The sequence below is a fragment of the Sphaerotilus sp. genome, from assembly GCF_031429695.1.
GTDB lineage: Bacteria > Pseudomonadota > Gammaproteobacteria > Burkholderiales > Burkholderiaceae_C > Sphaerotilus.
Genome location: NZ_JANPAB010000034.1, coordinates 74,610 through 90,936, shown reverse-complemented (window position 1 = coordinate 90,936; position 16,327 = coordinate 74,610). Strand labels below are relative to the sequence as shown.

The following is a 16,327-nucleotide window of genomic DNA, read 5'->3' as shown; positions in this document are numbered from 1 at the left end:
ATGCCGATGACGCATGAGATGGACGCGAAAATGCGCTCGCAGTTGACTTGGAATGGTAGTGAGCGCATGCCCGGGTGCCGTGTGCAAATTACCATGCTCACCCCCGGAAATCCGGGGTCAACGGCGCGTTTTTGCGCTCAGCCACTCGTGTACATGCTGCCCGACCGTTCGGTAGCCCTCTGTGGACGTGTGCGTGTCGTTCGGGCTGTAGAGATCGCGTGTCTGGCGGCTCAGGCGAACGAAGTCACCGAACAGGTCGGGTCCGAGGCCAGCCGTTTCCAGCGTGCCGCCAACGGTGGCGGCCCGGTCTGCCTGCAGGTAGATGCTGCTCTTGTTGGGCAGCACCAGCCAGGTGATGGACAGGTCAGCCTGGCGTCGGGCCAGTTGCTGCATCTGCTCGACGGACGAAGGCCCGAATGGTGCCGAGGTCCGGTCGTCCGCGAAGAACAGGCCGCGCTCGCACAACCGGTGGCTGAAGCGCTGGCAGCCGTCCGGCACCCGCTGGATGCGGACCCGGTCTGCGCCATCGGTGTGGTGAACCAGTTCTTCGGCACCGGACAGGCGCGCGTGGCGGGTGTGCAGCGTCGTCAGCAGCCCGGTGAACAGGGTTTCGCTGGTGTTCAGACCGAGGGGGCCGGTCGTGTCCCAGTCGCGCGCTGTCTGGCGGGTCTGGAGACGGCCGGTGCGCTGCTGCGCGCAGGCCAGCGAGGCGTCGAGGTGGCCGGCCAGTCCGCGCTCCACCGATTCGATCACCACCGCCGAACCGCGGAATCCCTGGGCCCGCAGCAGGCTGCCCAGATCGGCGCAGACCGGCCCGATCACCTGCCAGTCGATGGTGGCCACCTTCAGGCCATGGGCCACCAGCGCCGATTGCCACAGCAGCGGTGCGGAAAAGCTGTCGCCGATGACCAGCACGTCGGCGTCCTGCAGCGCGCTCGACACACGCAGCGCGCGCTCGATCGATCGCGGGGGCTGCGTCGGGCCGAATTCGGTTTCCGACAGGCGCCCGAGTCGTGTCAGGTCGCCCCGGAACGGTGGTGTCAGCAGGGTCCACAGCAGCAGTGCGGCGACACCCGCCACCACCGCGCCGAAGACACGCAGCCAGAGCCGAACGGAGGGGGACGCGGCGGTGGACTCGGCCTCGGCCGTGGCGAAGTGGTCAGCGGGTTGCATCAGAACTGGAAGTACAGAAAAGCACTGTGCGCGCCGAGGTGCGACACGCCCGCGCCGAACAGCACGCCCAGCACCAGTGCGCTCGCCACAACCCGGCCGCGGCCGCTGATCCGCGGCGGCAACCAGCGCGCGATCTGCCCGGAATTCGGCAGGCAGAACGCGATCAGCGCGCACAGCAGGAAGGTCCGGTAGAACTCCGACACCTTGAACGGCAGCTCGAAGCCGGCGAAGGGGCGGCTCGACCAGCCATTGAGCCCGGCCATGCCGCGGTAGAGGGCACCCGCCACCTCCATCGACTCGGCGCGGAACACCACCCACGCCACCGTGACCGCCACGAAGGTCAGCACCGCGCCCGCAAACCGCTGCAGCCGCCCGGACGGCGCGCTACCCACGTCGCGGCGCCACAGGTGGTTGATGACGAGGAAGGTGCCGTGCAGCGCCCCCCAGACCACGAAGGTCCACGCCGCGCCATGCCACAGGCCGCCGAGCAGCATGGTCAGCACGAGGTTGAGGTAACGCCGCGTCGTGCCGTGGCGGTTGCCGCCGAGCGGCACGTAGAGGTAGTCGCGCAGGAAGGTGGACAGCGAAATGTGCCAGCGGCGCCAGAACTCGATGATGCTGGTGGCCCGGTAGGGCGAATCGAAGTTGATCGGCAACCGGATGCCCAGGCACAGCGACAGCCCGATGGCCATGTCCGAATAGCCGGAGAAGTCGAAGTAGATCTGGAAGGCGTAGGCGATGGCGCCGAGCCAGGCCGTCAGCGCCGTGAGGTCCACGCCATGGCCCGCGGTGCCGAACACGACATCGGCGTACTGGCCCATCGGGTCGGCCAGCAGCAGCTTCTTGGCCAGGCCGACCGTGAAGGTGGCGAGTCCGAGCACCAGCTTGGCGCGGTCGAGCCGGTAGCTGGCCGGGTCGGCGAACTGCGGCATCATCTGCGCGTGGTGCAGCACCGGCCCGGCGATCAGGTGCGGGAAGTAGGTGACGAAGAGCAGGTAGTGCGAGAACGAACGCTCGCGCACCTTGCCCGCCCAGGCGTCCACCAGGAACGCGATCTGCGTGAAGGTGTAGAACGAGATGCCGATCGGCAGCAGCAGGTGGGGCAGCGGCCAGGTGGTGCCGGCCACCGCGTTGACGTTGCCGAGGAAAAAGTCGGCGTACTTGAACAGCCCGAGCAGCCCCAGGTTCATGGCCAGCGCGCCACGCAGTCGCCACAGGCGTGCGCGGTCGCTGCGGCCGGGCAGCGGCGTGACCCACAGGCCGGCAAGGTAGTTGACGCCGATTGACGCCAGCAGCAGTGGCACGGCCGACACGCCCCACCAGCCGTAGAAGAACAGCGACGCGCCACCCAGGAAACGCGCCGCCGCCAGCGCGTGGCGCGCGCCCAGCAGGTAGTGCCCGACCAGCACCAGCGGGAAGAACAGGAACAGGAACTCGTAGGAGTTGAAGAGCATGTGACTGGATGTCGGGTCGGTCAGGCGCGCAGGCGCGCTTTCAGCGCATCGATGCGCACGGTCAGACCGGCGAAGGCCACCCGCAGCCACTTGCTCAGGCGCCAGCCGGTGCGCACACGAAAGCGCCCGTCCCACAGCAGCGGCAGTGGCGGCCGGCGGGCCGGGTCTGCCAGCAGCGCGGCGAGGAACTGCTCGCGCTGCTCCTCGCGGTCGGTGGCGGCGCGCACGGTGTCGAGACAGCCGGCCAGCGTTGCATCGCGCTGCCACTGGCGGTGCAGGGCGAGGTGGCGGTCGGCGACGCGCTTGAGCCGCGTGCGCAATGCCGCGCCGTCGGCATCGACATGGCGCCCCGAGACCCCACCGCGGCGGTAGCGCAGCAGCGGCGCGTCCACCGTGCAGGCACCACCGGCACACAGTGTGCGCAGCGTGTTCACCTGGTCTTCGAGCAGGCAGTCGTCGGCCATCGGACCGAACCGGTCGAACAGGCGGCGCGTGACGGCGTGGGCGGCGCCGATGACGTGCGGGCGGCGACGTGCCCAGTCCGCGACGCTGCGCCACTGTGCGAGGTCATCGACGCGCAGGAGGCCGAGGTCCGTGCCGTCCGGCGCCATGTCGATGACGTGGGAGGCGATCAGGTCCACCCGCCGGCCAGTGGCGTCCCAGGCCTCGCGCACGCGCTGTGCCCGTTCGGGCAGACACAGGTCATCGCCCGCCATCAGCAGGATCAGCTCGCCCCGCGCCGCCTGCATCACCGTGTTGACATGGGCGCCCAGACCGAGGTTGACCGGGTTGCGCCGCGCGATGACCTGGTGCGGGCCGTGGTAGGCGGCGGCGTGGGCCTGCATGCGCGCGAAGGTGTCGTCGGGCGAGGCGTCGTCCGACAGCAGGATCTCGATCGGCTCGCCCGTCTGGGCCAGTGCGCTGGCGATGGCAGCGTCGATCAGCGGCGCCTGCCGGTAGGCCAGCACGACGAGGGTGAGCAGGGGCGCGGTGGTCATCGTCATGCGTCGATCGCCTTGAGCACCCGGGCCGGGATGCCGCCTGCCACCACCCCGGGCGGGATATCGGACAGCACGATGGCGCCGTTGGCGATGACCGAGCCTCGGCCGATCGTGACGCCCTTGAGCACGCGCACGTTGGAGCCGAGGAAAACGTCGTCCTCGATGACGACCGGGCTGGCCCAGGCCGGGTCCGAGCGCGCCCGGTCCTCCCGCCGGAGGCCGTGGAAATCGCTGTCGAAGATCTCGACGCCCGTGCCGACGAGCACCCGCTGGCCGAGCGTGATGCGGGTGTGTTCAGCGATGGCGCAGAAATTGTTGTTCAGCACCGTGCCGTCACCGATGTGGATCGACGCGCCGGGGTGGCGGGCTTCCAGATAGGCCAGCGTGGTGTGGAAGTGCGGCGAGGGGTAGACGCCGATGGTGACACGGCCCTCGAAGCGGATCTCGCCGCGGCCGGTGGCGTGCAGCGGCTGGCGCAGCCGTGGCCGGCCGCTGCAGCGGGCCGACGACAGCAGGCGGTGCAGCAGGATGCGCGGGCGCTGCATCCAGTGGTTGATCCGGACCGAGAACGGCATCCCCACGTCAGGCGGCCTGGAAGAAGCGCGTGATGACCCCGACCACTTCGTCGACCTGCGCCGGCTGCAGGTGCGGGCCCATCGGCAGGCTCAGCACCTCGTCGGCCAGCCGCTCGGCCAGCGGCAGGCTGCCCGGGCCGAGGCCGAGTTCGGCGTAGGCCTGCTGGCGGTGCGGGGCGATGGGGTAGTGGATCAGGGTGCCGATGCCGGCCTGGGTCAGGGCGGCCTGCAGCGCGGCGCGGCGCGGCGTGGTGATGACGTAGAGGTGCCAGGCGGGGTCTGCCCAGTCAGGGCAGGTCGGCAGGGTCAGGTCGGGTCCGGCCACGGCGGCGAGGCCACGCGTGTAACGCTCGGCCAGGGCACGACGCCGGTCGTTCCAGGCGTCGAGGTGGGCCAGCTTGACCCGCAGCACGGCGGCCTGCAGCGGGTCGAGCCGGCTGTTCCAGCCCTTGACCTCGTTGACGTACTTGACCCGCGAGCCGTAGTTGCGCAGCACGCGCAGGCGGTCGGCGAGTGCGGGGTCGCTGGTCGTCACTGCGCCGCCGTCGCCGAGCGCACCCAGGTTCTTGCCCGGGTAGAAGCTCCAGGCCACCGCATCGCCGTGGGCGCCGAGCGGGCGGCCCTGGTAGCGCGCGCCGTGGGACTGCGCGCCGTCTTCGAGGATGCGCAGGCCGTGTCGGCGCGCGATGGCGCACAGCGGGTCCATGTCGGCGGGCTGGCCGTAGAGGTGGACCGGCAGGATCACGCGCGTCTTCGGCGTGATGGCGGCTTCGACCCGGGTCGGGTCGAGCGTGTGGGTGTCCGCGCGCGGCTCCACCGGCACCGGCGTCGCCCCGCACTGGCTCACGGCCAGCCAGGTCGCGATGTAGGTGTTGGACGGCACGATCACCTCGTCGCCCGGCCCGACGTCCATCGCCAGCAGCGCCAGGTGCAGCGCATCCAGCCCGTTGGCGGTGCTGACGGCCTCGGCCGCGTGGCAATAGGCGGCGAACGCGCGCTCGAAGGCCTCGACCTCCGGGCCGAGGATGAACCAGCCGGAATCCAGCACGCGCTGGATGGCCGCATCGATCTCCGGCTTCAGCTCGTCGTAGGGCGATTTCAGGTCGAGAAAGGGGACCATCTCAGGGGGTCTCGGTGGGGGTTTCGGCGGCGGTGGTGGCCGTGCCGCAGAGCCCGAGGAACGCGTTGTAGTCGCGCACGTAGTCCGCTGCATCGTAGTAGTGCGAGGCGAAGACCATCAGCAGCGCGTCCGGGGAATACTGGTACTGGATGCCCCAGACCATCGGCGGCAGGTGCAGGCCGATGTCGGGCCGGTCGAGCACGAACTCCTGCCGGTGCGTGCCGTCGTCCGCCACGGCGCTGCACTGGCCGCGCACGCAGATCAGGAACTGGTGGCACAGGCGGTGTGCGTGTTCGCCGCGGGTCTCGACGCTGGGCACGTCGAACACCATGAAGTAGCGCCGCACCGGGAAGGGGACGGAGCGCTCGAATTCGCCCACGGTGAGGCTGCCGCGGATGTCGGTGACCCGTGGCAGGCGGTGCAGCGTCACGCCGCGGACGCGGGTGGGGGTGAAGCCGGGCTTGGCAGGGACGGAGGGGCCGTCGGCCTGGGCGTCGGCCTTTGCGGCATCGACGTAGCCGATGATCCGCGCCGGATTGCCGACGACGATGGCGTTGGGTGGCACCGAGCGCGTGACGACCGCCCCCGCACCGACCATGACGTTGCGGCCAATGGTCAGCCCCGGCAGGAGGGTCGCATTGGCACCGATCGACGCGCCGGCCTCGACGACCGTCTGCAGAAACTGCTCCGGGCGCTGGCGGCTGCGCGGAAAGCGGTCGTTGGCGAAGGTGACGTTCGGGCCGATGAACACATCGTCCGCCACGCGCAGCCCGTCCCAGAGCTGCACGCCGCTCTTGACGGTGACCCGGTCGCCGATGACCACATCGCCCTCGACCAGGGTCTGCGCGCAGAGGTTGCAGTCCCGGCCGATGCGTGCACCGGTCAGCACGACGACAAACTGCCAGACGCGCGTGCCGGCACCGATGTGCGGGCTTTGCACGTCGGCCAGCGGGTGGATGAAGGTGGACTCAGACATGTTTCCAGGCTCCGTGTTCGCGCAGCATGTGCAGGCTGTGCCCCGTGCGTTTCGTTTCCTCGGCGGACCACTGGTCGCGCTGGCGCTCGCGCTGCAGCTTGAAGCGCTTGCGTGCCAGCCAGCCCATGCCGAGGCGGCTGTAGAAATAGTGCCGGTCGCCGAGCGCCTTGGCGCCGGTTTCCTTCTTCAGCGCTTTCTGCGTGATCGAGCCGAAGTGGTGGAACACCGCGTCGCCGACCGTGCCGACCGGGATGCCGGCGCGGGTGCAGCGCACGAGGTATTCCATGTCCTCGTGGCCGCCGAGGCGCCGGTCGGTGTCGGGGAAGCCGATTGCCTCGAACACGCTGCGGTGGACCGCGAAACACACGCCGTGGAACCAGCCGCGGCGCACCGTGCCGGCCATCTTCACGAGGTAGTCCGGGGCGAACTGCGCGTAACCGTAGTCGTCGGCCCCTTCGAGCAGCGCGGGGCTGACGACCTTGAGACCCTGGCGCTCGGCGGCGTCGAGCAGGGCCTCGATCGCCCGCGGCCCGGCCAGCACGTCGTTGTTGAGCAGCACGACCCACTCGGCGTCGCCGGCCAGCAGCGCGCCCTGCGTCCACGCACCGCCGCAGCCGAGGTTGACGCGGTTGCGCTGCTGCGCGAGTTCCGGGTGGTCGGCCAGCCACTGCGGCGTCTCGTCGGTGCTGGCGTTGTCGATGACGAGGATGTCGCCGGGGGCCACGCCCTGGGCGCGCAGGCTGTCGATGCACATCACGGTGTAGCGCAACTGGTTCAGCACCGGGATGACGATGGTGGTGCGGCGGGTCATGGGGTGGGCGTCCTTCCTCGGTGCGACTCAGGCCACGAGCGTGTAGTGCTTGTGGCTCAGGTCCAGGCCGAACCAGCGCTCCAGCCGCATCGCGTGGCGGTGCTTGCGCTCGCGGCGGGTGAGCGTGTGGTCCGGGTCGGGCGTGAACGTGGGCTCGGCGTCGTGGGCGAGCCAGTCGGTCATGCAGGCCGGGTGTGTGCCAGTGAACGGGCGCAGGGCCTGCGGGTCGATCGTGTAGCGCATCTTCGGCGGCTGGTGCGACCAGTATTTGCTGACCTGGTCCATCTTGGCCTGCATGTAGTCGAGCCGGCGGACATGGCCGTAATGGTAGATGTGGGCGTTGGCCAGCGCGGCCTTGGGGTGGCGGCCGTGGCGGTGCCTGTCCATCACGACCCAGAACTGGCCGTCCGGTGCGTACGAGCGGATCGTGTTGCGGATCAGCCGGCACTCGCGCCGGTACCACGCCGGGCTCACGGCCAGCCACTGCGGCGCGCCGTAGAAGTGCAGGTAGTCGAACACCAGCGCCTCGACCTCCGGGTTGCCGTGGTGGCGGTCGACCGATGCGCGGATGGCTGCCAGCTCGCCCTCGTGCAGCACCTCGTCACCTTCCAGATAGAAGGCCCAGTCGCCCGTGCAGGCGTACTGCGCGATCATCTTCTGCTGCGCGTAGACAAAGCCGCGCTCGGCCATGCGTTCGTTCCACCGCGTGTCGAGGATGCGGATCTTGGGCTCGGCGGCGGCGAGCGCCCGGATGCGGATCGCGGTGTCGTCCTCACCGGCGCCGAGCGCGATGACGAACTCGTCCACCAGTGGCAGGATCGAGCGGATCGACGCCTCGAACGGGAAGCCGAGCTTCACGCCGTTGCGCAGGAAGGTGAAGCCGCTGATGACGGCGCGCGGGGTCGCACTCATGCGCGCGGCGGGCGTGGCTGGCGGCCCATCAGGAAGAACTCGTCGTTGGGTCGCATGCCGATCAGGTTCGCCATGCGGTTGGACAGCCCGAAGAACGCGGTGATGCCGCCGATGTCCCAGATGTCCTCGTCGCTGAAGCCGTGGGCGTGCAGCGTGGTGTAGTCGTCCTCGCCGATCGCGGCCGAGTCGCGGCAGACCTTGAGCGCGAAGTCGAGCATCGCCTTCTGGCGCGGCGTCAGGTCCGCCTTGCGGTGGTTGACGGCGATCTGGTCGGCGATCCGCGGGTTCTTCTCGTGGATGCGCAGGATGGCGCCGTGTGCGACCACGCAGTAGAGGCAGCCGTTCGCGCCCGAGGTGGCCACAACGATCATTTCCTTTTCGCCCTTGCTCAACCCGGACGGGCGCAGCATCAGCGCATCGTGGTAATCGAAGAAGGCGCGGCACTCGTCGGGCCGGTGCGCCAGTGCCAGAAACACGTTCGGCACGAAGCCGGCCTTCTCCTGCACGGCAAGGATGCGCGTGCGCAGGTCTTCAGGCAGCACGGCGAGGTCGGGCACCGGGTAGCGGCTGATCGGCAGGGTCGTCATGGGGAGGGTTCTCCGGTCGGTCCCGTGATTGTCAGGGCTGAAGTCAGGTTTGAAACTGAAGCGCATGCAGGCGGGCGAACAGGCCGCCCCGCGTGAGCAACTCCGCCTGCGTGCCCTGCTCGACGATGCGGCCCGCTTCCAGCACGATGACGCGGTCGGCCCGCTCGATGGTGGACAGTCGGTGCGCGATGACGATGGCGGTGCGCCCGACCATGAGCCGCTCCAGTGCGGACTGCACCAGCCGCTCGGATTCCGAGTCCAGCGCCGAGGTGGCTTCGTCGAGGATCAGGATCGGTGCGTCCTTGTAGATCGCGCGTGCGATCGCCAGCCGCTGGCGCTGGCCACCCGACAGGCGCTGGCCGTTGTGGCCGATGCGGGTGTCGATGCCCTCGGGCAGGGCGGCGGCGAAGTCGTGCAGGTTGGCGGCGCGCAGCGCGGCCTCGACCCGCACGCGGTCCACGGTCTGGCCCAGCGCCACGTTGGCGGCCACGCTGTCGTTGAACAGCACGACGTCCTGGCTCACCAGCGCGAACTGCTGGCGCAGGGCGGTGACGCGCCAGTCGATCAGCGGCGTGCCGTCGATCAGGATGGTGCCGGCCGTGGGTTCGACGAAACGGGCCAGCAGGTTGATCAAGGTCGTCTTGCCGGCGCCGGAGGGGCCGACCAGCGCGATCACCTGACCGGCGGGGATGTGCAGGTTCACGCCTTGCAGCGCCGGGGTGTTCTGTTCGCCGTAGGTGACATCCACCTGCTCGAAGGCGATCTCGCCGCGGGCGCGTCCCGGGTCGAACGGACCGTCGCGCTCGACCGGGGCCTCGTCGATCATCGCCATGCCGCGTTCGAGCGACGCGAGCCCGCGGGTGATCGGCACGGCGACCTCGGACAGGCGCTTGATCGGGGCCACCAGCATCAGCATCGCCATCACGAAGCCGACGAAGCCGCCGACCGTCTGGCTGTCGTGCCCGCTCTGCCACAGCGCGGTGACGATCACAGCGGACAAGGCGACGGCGGCGAGCACCTGGGTCAGCGGGGTCATCGTGGCGGCCGCGGCGACCGACTTCATCGCGATGCGGCGCATGTCCTCGCTCATGGCCAGGAAACGCTCGGTCTGGTGCTGCTGCGCTCCGTGCATGCGGACCACGCGCCAGGCCTGGACGTTTTCCTCCACCGTGTAGGCCAGATCGTCGGTGGCCTGCTGGCCGAGCAGCGTCAGGCGGTGCAGGCGGCGGCTGACCGTGCGCATCACGAAGGCCACCGCCGGGAACAGCACCGACACGAACAGCGTGAGCTGCCAGTTGATCCACAGCAGGTAACCCAGCAGCGCCACCAGCGTCAACAAGTCGCGCAGCAGGGTCAGGCCGGACGTGGACAACTGCAGCGCGCCGGCCTGCACCTCATGCGCGACCATGTTGGTCAGCGTGCTGGCGGAGTGAGTGGCATAGAGCTGCGGATGTGCGTCCATGAGGCGGCGGAACAGCGCCTCGCGCATGCCCTGCGTGCCGCGGTAGGCGACCCAGGCGAGCGTGTACTGCCCGACATAACCCGCGGCGCCACGGACCGCAAACAAGCCGATGATCGCCACCGGCACCTGCCACAGCGGAATGCCGGCCGCCCCTTGCTTGAAGCCTGAATCCAGCAGGCGCTGCATCAGGCTCGGCACCATCGGTTCAGTGGCGGCGACGATCACGGTGCAGATCGCCGAGACGATGAACCCGGCGCGGCTCGGAGAAAAATAAGGCCAGATGCGGCGCAGACGCTGGAACAGGGATTTCATCGGAGCGGGCTAAAGCGATTCTGAAGAGCGGGGCGCCGCGGAGGCGCAATTATCAGCGCAGGCGGCTTGTTGCCTACAATCTGCGCGGCCCGACCGTCTGGGTTGCCTCCGCTTGGCCTTGCATCCTTGAACCGAATCCTCTCCTGGCTCCACTTTCTGCCCCTTTTGTTGCTGACATGAATCTGACAATTGCGCCGCGTTTGTCAGTGATCGTCATCACGCGCAACGAAGTGCTGCGGCTGCGGCGCTGTCTGGACTCCGTGTCCTTTGCGGACGAATGCATCGTCGTGGACAACGGCAGCACGGACGGCACGCCGGAACTGGCCCGTTCGCTCGGCGCCCGGGTGACCAGCACCACCGACTGGCCCGGCTTCGGCGCGCAGAAGAACCGCGCACTGGCGCTGGCCCGCGGCGATTGGGTGCTGAGCCTGGATGCGGACGAATGGCTGGACGACGAACTCGCGGCGCAGGTGCGCGCGGTGGTCGAGACGCCTGGCACGCCAGCCTGCAGCCACACGCTCTCCCGCCTGTCGTCGTTCTGCGGGCAGTGGATGCGCCACAGCGGCTGGTACCCGGACCCGGTGCTGCGCCTGTTCCCGCGCGGCGCGGCGCGGTTCAGCGACGATCTCGTCCACGAGCGTCTGCTGTGCGATTTGCCGACCCGGTCGCTGCGTGGACACCTGCTGCACGAGAGCATGCCGACGCTGACCGTGGCCAACGACAAGATGAACCGCTACTCCAGCGGACGCGCCGCCGACCTCCATGCGCGGGGACGCCGCGGCGGGCTGGGGAAGGCCGTCGGACATGGCTTCTGGGCGTTCGTGCGGACCTACGTGTTGAAACGTGGTTTTCTTGATGGACGTATGGGGTTCATACTCGCGGTCCACAATGCCGAGGCTTCTTACTACCGTTACCTGAAAATGTGGCTTGAATGCGACGATCAAACTCGGATGCGATGATGGACCGGCGACTGTTTCTGCACCGCGGTCTGGGTGCTGGCGCTGCGATGGCGGGGGTGCTGCCGGCGGCGGCGCAGTTCCGTGTCGAGATCTCGGGCATTGGCACCGCGCAGGTACCGGTCGCCATCTCCCGCTTCCGGGATGAGGAGAAGGCCGGATTCCCTGTGTCGCAGATCGTGCGCGCCGATCTGGAGCGCAGCGGCCTGTTCAAGCTGGTGCCCACTGCGCCGGACAACCTCGATGAAACCTCGCGCCCGGTGTTCACCGAGTGGCGCAGCCGCAATGCCGATGCGCTGGCCGCCGGCACCGTGACCCGGCTGGCGGACGGCCGTTTCGACCTGCGCTACCGCCTGTGGGATGTGGTCAAGGGCACCGAGCTGATCGCGCAGTCGCTGGCTGTGCAGAAGGAAGATCTGCGACTGGCGGCCCACCGCATCGCCGACGACATCTACCAGAAGCTCACCGGCGAACGTGGCGTGTTCTCCACCCGCATCGCCTATGTCTCCAAGGGAGTCGGCCGCTACACCTTGTTCGTCGCCGATGCGGATGGCGAAGGTTCGCGGTCGGCCCTGAGCAGTGTGCAGCCGATCATTTCGCCAGCTTGGTCACCCGAAGGCAACGAATTGGCCTATGTCTCATTCGAGACTGGCAAGCCGGTGGTCTACGTGCAGGACGTGCTCAACGGCCGTCGGCGCACGGTGGCCGAGTTCCGCGGCTCGAACAGCGCGCCAGCGTTTTCGCCCGATGGATCACAACTCGCCGTCACGCTGACCAAGGATGGCAATTCCGAGGTCTATGCGATGGGCCGGCAGGGCGACAACCTGCGCCGCCTCACCACGGCGCCGGGCATCGACACCGAGGCGGCGTGGTCCTCCGATGGCAAGTCGATCTACTTTGTCAGCGACCGCGGTGGCGGCCCGCAGGTCTACCGCATGGGTGCCTCTGGCGGCAACGCCGAGCGGGTCACCTTCAGCGGCAACTACAACATCAGCCCCGCCCTCAGTCCCGATGGCCGCTATCTGGCCTACGTCAACCGCAATGGGGGCAACCAGTTCCGCCTGCAGTTGATGGACCTCGCTTCGGGAACTGTGACCGCACTCACGGACACCAACGACGACGAAAGCCCGAGCTTCGCACCCAACAGTCGGCTCATCATCTACGCCAGCCGCGCTGGCGGACGTGATCTGCTGATGACCACCACGCTCGACGGCACCATCAAGGCCCGCCTCAGTCCGCCCCAGGCGGAGGTGAGGGAGCCGGTCTGGGGGCCTTACAGCCGCTGAACCCGCGTGCCGCGGTGTGTTTTTTTGTTCAAACCCACGTTCCCGGAGTCAATCCATGTCCCCATTCCTCAACGGCCGCACCGTGTGGCTGGCTGCGTTCAGTGCCGCTGTGCTGGTGCTGACTGGCTGCGCATCGAATACCCGTGTCGAGCCACCTGCGCCGGTGGAAAGCCGCCTGGCGGGTGCTGCCGGGGCCGCTGCAGCGGTCTCCTCGAACGCCAATGCCGGCGCCACGACCGGCCAGGCTGCGCAGTCCACGGTCACGCCGGTCGACGTCACCCGCAATGACGCGGCAGCGAACGGCGCAGGCCGTGTCGTGTACTTCGACTTCGACAGCTTCGTGGTCAAGGACGAGTTCCGCGGTGTGGTCGAAGGCAATGCGCGCCGCCTGAGTGCGGACCGCAAGCGCCGTATGCTGGTCGAAGGGCACACCGACGAACGCGGTGGCCGCGAGTACAACCTGGCGCTGGGACAGCGTCGCGCCGAGGCGGTGCTGAAGTCGCTCACCTTGCTGGGTGTGCAGGACAGTCAAGTCGAGGCCGTGAGTTTCGGCAAGGAAAAACCGGCCGCCACGGGCAGCAACGAAGCGGCCTGGGCCAAGAACCGCCGCGCCGAGCTGAAGGACCGCTGAGATGCGCCGCGCCCAGCCCCTGAAACTGTCCGCCCTGACCGCAGCCCTGGTGCTGGTCACCTCTGCGCTCTGGCCGATGACGGCCAGCGCCGGTCTGTTCGATGACGAGGAGGCCCGCAAGGCCATCGTCGAGCTGCGCACCCGGTTCGAGCAGTCTCAGCAGCGGCAGGCGCAGTTCGAAGAAAACGAGCGCAAGGCGCTGGCTGCGCAGGTCGCTGACCAGGTCGAGCAGATCAGCGTGCTCAAGCGCAGCCTGCTCGACCTCAATGCACAGATGGAAACCTTGCGCTCGGAGATGGCCAAGCTGCGCGGTGCCGACGAGCAGCTCGCCCAGGGCAACAAGGATCTGGCCCGCGAGCTGGCCGATCTGCAGCGCAAGTACAAGGATGCGATGGCCGCGATCGACGACCGCATCCGCCGGCTGGAGCCGCAGCGCGTGTCGCTGGACGGCAAGGACGCGGTGGTTGATGCGCCGGAGAAGAAGGCCTACGACGAGGCCATCGGCATCCTGCGCAAAGGCGAGTTCGCCAATGCGGCGACGGCGCTGGCGGCGTTCCAGAAACGCTTCCCGTCGAGCGCCTACAACGGCCATGTGCAGTACTGGCTCGGCAACGCGCTGTACGGCAAGGGCGAGGTCAAGGAAGCGATGAGCATCTTCCGCACCCTGGTGTCGACCACGCCGGACCACCCGCGGGCTTCCGAGGCACTGCTGGCGCTGGCGAATTGCCAGATCGAGCTGAAGGACGGCAAGGGTGCGCGCAAGACGCTGGAGGAGCTGATTGCCAACTATCCGCAATCCGAGGCGGCGCAATCCGGACGTGAGCGCATCAAGCAGATCAAGTGATCCCGGTGACCTCTGCTGATGTGCAACTGCTGACGGCCCAGGTGCTCTGGGCTGTTTTTTCATTGGCGTTTGCGCTGGGTGTGCTGGTGCGCCAGACGCATTTCTGCACCATGGGCGCGGTGGCGGACATCATCAACCTGGGTGACTGGAGCCGCATGCGCATGTGGGCACTGGCCGCCGGGGTGGCCGTGGCGGGCTTCAATGGCCTGGTCGCGCTGGGCCTCGTGCAGGCGTCCAACACCGTGTACGGCGGGCCGCGCTGGCTGGTCGGATCGGCGCTCGCGGGCGGGCTGCTGTTTGGTTTCGGCATGGTGATGGCGTCGGGCTGCGGCAGCAAGACGCTGGTGCGCGTGGGCGGTGGCAGTCTGAAATCGCTGGTGGTGCTGCTGGTGATGGGGCTGACGGGCTGGGCAACGCTGCGCGGGCTCACCGCGGTGCTGCGGGTGAATACCGTGGACCGTCTTGTCATTGAGCTTCCGGTGTCCCAGGATTTGCCCAGTCTGCTGTCACATGTGACCGGGCAGCCAGTGGCGACGCTGGCCGGTGTGTGTGCGCTGCTCATTGGCGGAGGGGGTGTTGCGTGGGCACTGGCGCGGCCGGAGGGCCGGCATCCCCACGTGCTGGCCGGTGGTGTCGGCACGGGTTTGCTGGTTCTCGCGATGTGGTGGACCACGGGGCGTTTCGGCTTTGTCGCCGAACATCCCGAAACGCTGGAGGCCACCTTCCTGGCCACCGCCTCGCAGCGCATGGAATCGTTTTCCTTTGTCGCTCCGGTTGCGCAGGCGCTGGAGTGGCTCGTGTACTTCAGCGACCGCAGCCGGACCGTGGGCGTGGGCATGGTGGCGGTCGGGGGTGTTCTGTCGGGCGCGGCCGCTGCGGCGCTGGTGACCCGGAGTTTTCGCTGGGAGAGCTTCCGGGACGAGGGCGACATGGGGCGGCATCTGGTCGGCGCCGTGCTCATGGGTGCTGGGGGTGTGACGGCGATGGGCTGCACGTTCGGACAGGGGCTGTCCGGCCTGTCCACGCTGGGGCTCACGAGCCTGGTGGCGGTGCCGGCCATCCTGGGTGGGGCGGTGCTCGGCCTGCGGTTTCTGACGTGGCAACTGGAGCGTCAGGCATGACGACGACCCATAGGGTGGATTTTCCGGCGCTGGATGCCGATCTGGAGCGCCGCTTCGGTGGCCTTCGCCGTCTGTGGGGCGATGAGGGCTACCAGCGGGTGCGAGCGGCGCGGGTGGCCGTGGTGGGTGTCGGGGGCGTTGGCTCCTGGGCGGTCGAAGCGCTGGCACGCTGCGGCGTGGCGGCGCTGGTGCTGATCGACCTTGACCAGATCGCCGAATCGAACATCAACCGCCAGATCCAGGCGCTCGGCGCCACCGTGGGCGCGGCCAAAGTGACTGCGCTGCGCGAGCGGGTGGCCGACATTCATCCCGGCTGTGCCGTGTACGCGGTGGAGGAGTTCGTCGAGCCGGGGAACTGGCCGGCGCTGCTGCCCATCGAGGTGGATGTCGTGGTCGACGCTTGCGACCAGAATGCGGCCAAGTTGGCGATGGCGCGCTGGTCGATCACGACGGGCAAGGCGCTGGTCATGGCTGGCGCGGCGGGTGGCAAATCCAGGCCGGAGCGCATCGAGGCGGCCGATCTGGCCGAGGTGACGCACGATCCCTTGCTGGCGCGTTTGCGGCAGCAGTTGCGCAAGGACGGTGCGCCGCGCACGGGGCGCATTGGCGTGCGCTGCGTGTTTTCGCGGGAAGAGGTGCGCCTGCCGCCGCAGGACGCCTGCACGGTCGATGGCAGCCTGAACTGCCACGGCTATGGCTCCAGCGTGATGGTGACGGCCAGTTTTGGTATGGCTGCCGCTGCACAGGCGCTGGAACTCGTGCGTGGCACTTGACGAAGTGGGTAGCAGTTGGTTTAGAATCTAAGGCTCGACTCCAAACAAAATCGATCCGGTGATGGAAAGTAATGTGAAGACGAGAGGCGGCGGGTCGTTAGCTCAGTTGGTAGAGCAGCGGACTTTTAATCCGTAGGTCGCAGGTTCGAGTCCCGCACGACCCACCAAGCGCCAAAAGCGTGTTATAGTATCGGTCTTGACGCAATATGCGTTAGGCAAGTGGGGTTCTTAGCTCAGTTGGTAGAGCAGCGGACTCTTAATCCGTAGGTCGAGTGTTCGAGTCACTCAGGACCCACCACCAGATACTTGTGCGAACGCACGAACGCGAAATAC

At 68.3% G+C, this 16,327-nt stretch carries 16 protein-coding genes and 2 tRNA genes; 8 read left to right on the top strand and 10 right to left on the bottom strand.

From position 1 onward, the window contains the following. Positions 1–117: 117 nt before the first annotated feature. The 10 genes from RMP06_RS06760 to msbA are packed head-to-tail and all read right to left on the bottom strand — an operon-like array spanning position 118 to position 10,383. The gene (locus RMP06_RS06760) at positions 118–1,173 is read right to left on the bottom strand and encodes a hypothetical protein (protein ID WP_310461007.1); all 1,056 of its coding nucleotides are present in this window, start codon (positions 1,171–1,173) and stop codon (positions 118–120) included. Further along, positions 1,173–2,627 (bottom strand): MBOAT family O-acyltransferase, encoded by a 1,455-nt coding sequence (locus RMP06_RS06755; RefSeq protein WP_310461006.1) that lies wholly within the window; start codon positions 2,625–2,627, stop codon positions 1,173–1,175. The genes RMP06_RS06760 and RMP06_RS06755 overlap by 1 nt, the downstream gene beginning before the upstream one ends. A 20-nt stretch (positions 2,628–2,647) precedes the next feature. Beyond that, on the bottom strand, positions 2,648–3,631 hold the full coding sequence (locus tag RMP06_RS06750; protein ID WP_310461005.1) for a glycosyltransferase family 2 protein: 984 nt from the start codon (positions 3,629–3,631) through the stop codon (positions 2,648–2,650). Then, entirely contained in the window at positions 3,628–4,203 is a 576-nt protein-coding gene (locus RMP06_RS06745; protein ID WP_310461004.1) for an acyltransferase, read from the bottom strand. Before RMP06_RS06745 ends, RMP06_RS06750 begins: the two co-directional genes overlap by 4 nt. A gap of 7 nt (positions 4,204–4,210) precedes the next feature. Continuing rightward, the gene (locus RMP06_RS06740) at positions 4,211–5,323 is read right to left on the bottom strand and encodes a DegT/DnrJ/EryC1/StrS family aminotransferase (RefSeq protein WP_310461003.1); all 1,113 of its coding nucleotides are present in this window, start codon (positions 5,321–5,323) and stop codon (positions 4,211–4,213) included. Between the two features lies 1 nt (position 5,324). Beyond that, entirely contained in the window at positions 5,325–6,299 is a 975-nt protein-coding gene (locus RMP06_RS06735) for a WxcM-like domain-containing protein (RefSeq protein ID WP_310461002.1), read from the bottom strand. Further along, positions 6,292–7,110 (bottom strand): glycosyltransferase family 2 protein, encoded by an 819-nt coding sequence (locus RMP06_RS06730; RefSeq protein ID WP_310461001.1) that lies wholly within the window; start codon positions 7,108–7,110, stop codon positions 6,292–6,294. Before RMP06_RS06730 ends, RMP06_RS06735 begins: the two co-directional genes overlap by 8 nt. 27 nt (positions 7,111–7,137) lie before the next feature. Next, the gene (locus RMP06_RS06725) at positions 7,138–8,022 is read right to left on the bottom strand and encodes a glycosyltransferase family protein (protein ID WP_310461000.1); all 885 of its coding nucleotides are present in this window, start codon (positions 8,020–8,022) and stop codon (positions 7,138–7,140) included. Next, positions 8,019–8,609 carry a peroxidase-related enzyme gene (locus tag RMP06_RS06720; protein WP_310460999.1) on the bottom strand — a complete coding sequence of 197 codons (591 nt, stop codon included), beginning with the start codon at positions 8,607–8,609 and terminating at the stop codon, positions 8,019–8,021. Before RMP06_RS06720 ends, RMP06_RS06725 begins: the two co-directional genes overlap by 4 nt. Positions 8,610–8,652: 43 nt before the next feature. Beyond that, positions 8,653–10,383 (bottom strand): lipid A export permease/ATP-binding protein MsbA, encoded by a 1,731-nt coding sequence (gene msbA, locus RMP06_RS06715; protein WP_310460998.1) that lies wholly within the window; start codon positions 10,381–10,383, stop codon positions 8,653–8,655. Positions 10,384–10,559: 176 nt separating this feature from the next. On the opposite strand from msbA, the gene RMP06_RS06710 reads away from it, so the two are divergent. The 8 genes from RMP06_RS06710 (at position 10,560) to RMP06_RS06675 (ending at position 16,292) form a co-directional block, all read left to right on the top strand. After that, on the top strand, positions 10,560–11,342 hold the full coding sequence (locus RMP06_RS06710; RefSeq protein ID WP_310460997.1) for a glycosyltransferase family 2 protein: 783 nt from the start codon (positions 10,560–10,562) through the stop codon (positions 11,340–11,342). Further along, positions 11,339–12,625 (top strand): Tol-Pal system beta propeller repeat protein TolB, encoded by a 1,287-nt coding sequence (gene tolB, locus RMP06_RS06705; RefSeq protein WP_409050116.1) that lies wholly within the window; start codon positions 11,339–11,341, stop codon positions 12,623–12,625. The genes RMP06_RS06710 and tolB overlap by 4 nt, the downstream gene beginning before the upstream one ends. A 55-nt stretch (positions 12,626–12,680) precedes the next feature. Next, positions 12,681–13,256: a peptidoglycan-associated lipoprotein Pal gene (gene pal / locus RMP06_RS06700; RefSeq protein WP_310460995.1), complete on the top strand. Its 576-nt coding sequence runs from the start codon at positions 12,681–12,683 to the stop codon at positions 13,254–13,256. A 1-nt stretch (position 13,257) separates the two neighbouring features. Further along, positions 13,258–14,100 (top strand): tol-pal system protein YbgF, encoded by an 843-nt coding sequence (gene ybgF / locus RMP06_RS06695; RefSeq protein ID WP_310460994.1) that lies wholly within the window; start codon positions 13,258–13,260, stop codon positions 14,098–14,100. A gap of 5 nt (positions 14,101–14,105) precedes the next feature. Next, positions 14,106–15,221, top strand: a complete 1,116-nt coding sequence (locus RMP06_RS06690; RefSeq protein ID WP_310460993.1) for a YeeE/YedE family protein — start codon at positions 14,106–14,108, stop codon at positions 15,219–15,221. Continuing rightward, a complete protein-coding gene (locus tag RMP06_RS06685) occupies positions 15,218–15,994 on the top strand; it encodes a tRNA threonylcarbamoyladenosine dehydratase (RefSeq protein WP_310460992.1) in 777 nt (258 codons plus the stop codon). The genes RMP06_RS06690 and RMP06_RS06685 overlap by 4 nt, the downstream gene beginning before the upstream one ends. A 91-nt stretch (positions 15,995–16,085) precedes the next feature. Then, positions 16,086–16,161: transfer RNA gene (locus RMP06_RS06680), tRNA-Lys, on the top strand. 55 nt (positions 16,162–16,216) lie between these two features. Beyond that, positions 16,217–16,292, top strand: a tRNA-Lys gene (locus RMP06_RS06675). The last annotated feature ends 35 nt before the right edge of the window (positions 16,293–16,327 follow it).

Excerpts from the sequence above, each read along its gene's own strand:
- msbA (WP_310460998.1), bottom strand. The coding sequence starts at position 10,383 with ATGAAATCCCTGTTCCAGCGTCTGCGCCGCATCTGGCCTTATTTTTCT.
- tolB (WP_409050116.1), top strand. The coding sequence starts at position 11,339 with ATGATGGACCGGCGACTGTTTCTGCACCGCGGTCTGGGTGCTGGCGCT.
- RMP06_RS06760 (WP_310461007.1), bottom strand. The coding sequence starts at position 1,173 with ATGCAACCCGCTGACCACTTCGCCACGGCCGAGGCCGAGTCCACCGCC.
- ybgF (WP_310460994.1), top strand. The coding sequence starts at position 13,258 with ATGCGCCGCGCCCAGCCCCTGAAACTGTCCGCCCTGACCGCAGCCCTG.
- RMP06_RS06685 (WP_310460992.1), top strand. The coding sequence starts at position 15,218 with ATGACGACGACCCATAGGGTGGATTTTCCGGCGCTGGATGCCGATCTG.
- RMP06_RS06725 (WP_310461000.1), bottom strand. The coding sequence starts at position 8,022 with ATGAGTGCGACCCCGCGCGCCGTCATCAGCGGCTTCACCTTCCTGCGC.
- RMP06_RS06750 (WP_310461005.1), bottom strand. The coding sequence starts at position 3,631 with ATGACGATGACCACCGCGCCCCTGCTCACCCTCGTCGTGCTGGCCTAC.
- RMP06_RS06735 (WP_310461002.1), bottom strand. The coding sequence starts at position 6,299 with ATGTCTGAGTCCACCTTCATCCACCCGCTGGCCGACGTGCAAAGCCCG.
- pal (WP_310460995.1), top strand. The coding sequence starts at position 12,681 with ATGTCCCCATTCCTCAACGGCCGCACCGTGTGGCTGGCTGCGTTCAGT.
- RMP06_RS06710 (WP_310460997.1), top strand. The coding sequence starts at position 10,560 with ATGAATCTGACAATTGCGCCGCGTTTGTCAGTGATCGTCATCACGCGC.
- RMP06_RS06755 (WP_310461006.1), bottom strand. The coding sequence starts at position 2,627 with ATGCTCTTCAACTCCTACGAGTTCCTGTTCCTGTTCTTCCCGCTGGTG.
- RMP06_RS06730 (WP_310461001.1), bottom strand. The coding sequence starts at position 7,110 with ATGACCCGCCGCACCACCATCGTCATCCCGGTGCTGAACCAGTTGCGC.
- RMP06_RS06740 (WP_310461003.1), bottom strand. The coding sequence starts at position 5,323 with ATGGTCCCCTTTCTCGACCTGAAATCGCCCTACGACGAGCTGAAGCCG.
- RMP06_RS06745 (WP_310461004.1), bottom strand. The coding sequence starts at position 4,203 with ATGCCGTTCTCGGTCCGGATCAACCACTGGATGCAGCGCCCGCGCATC.
- RMP06_RS06720 (WP_310460999.1), bottom strand. The coding sequence starts at position 8,609 with ATGACGACCCTGCCGATCAGCCGCTACCCGGTGCCCGACCTCGCCGTG.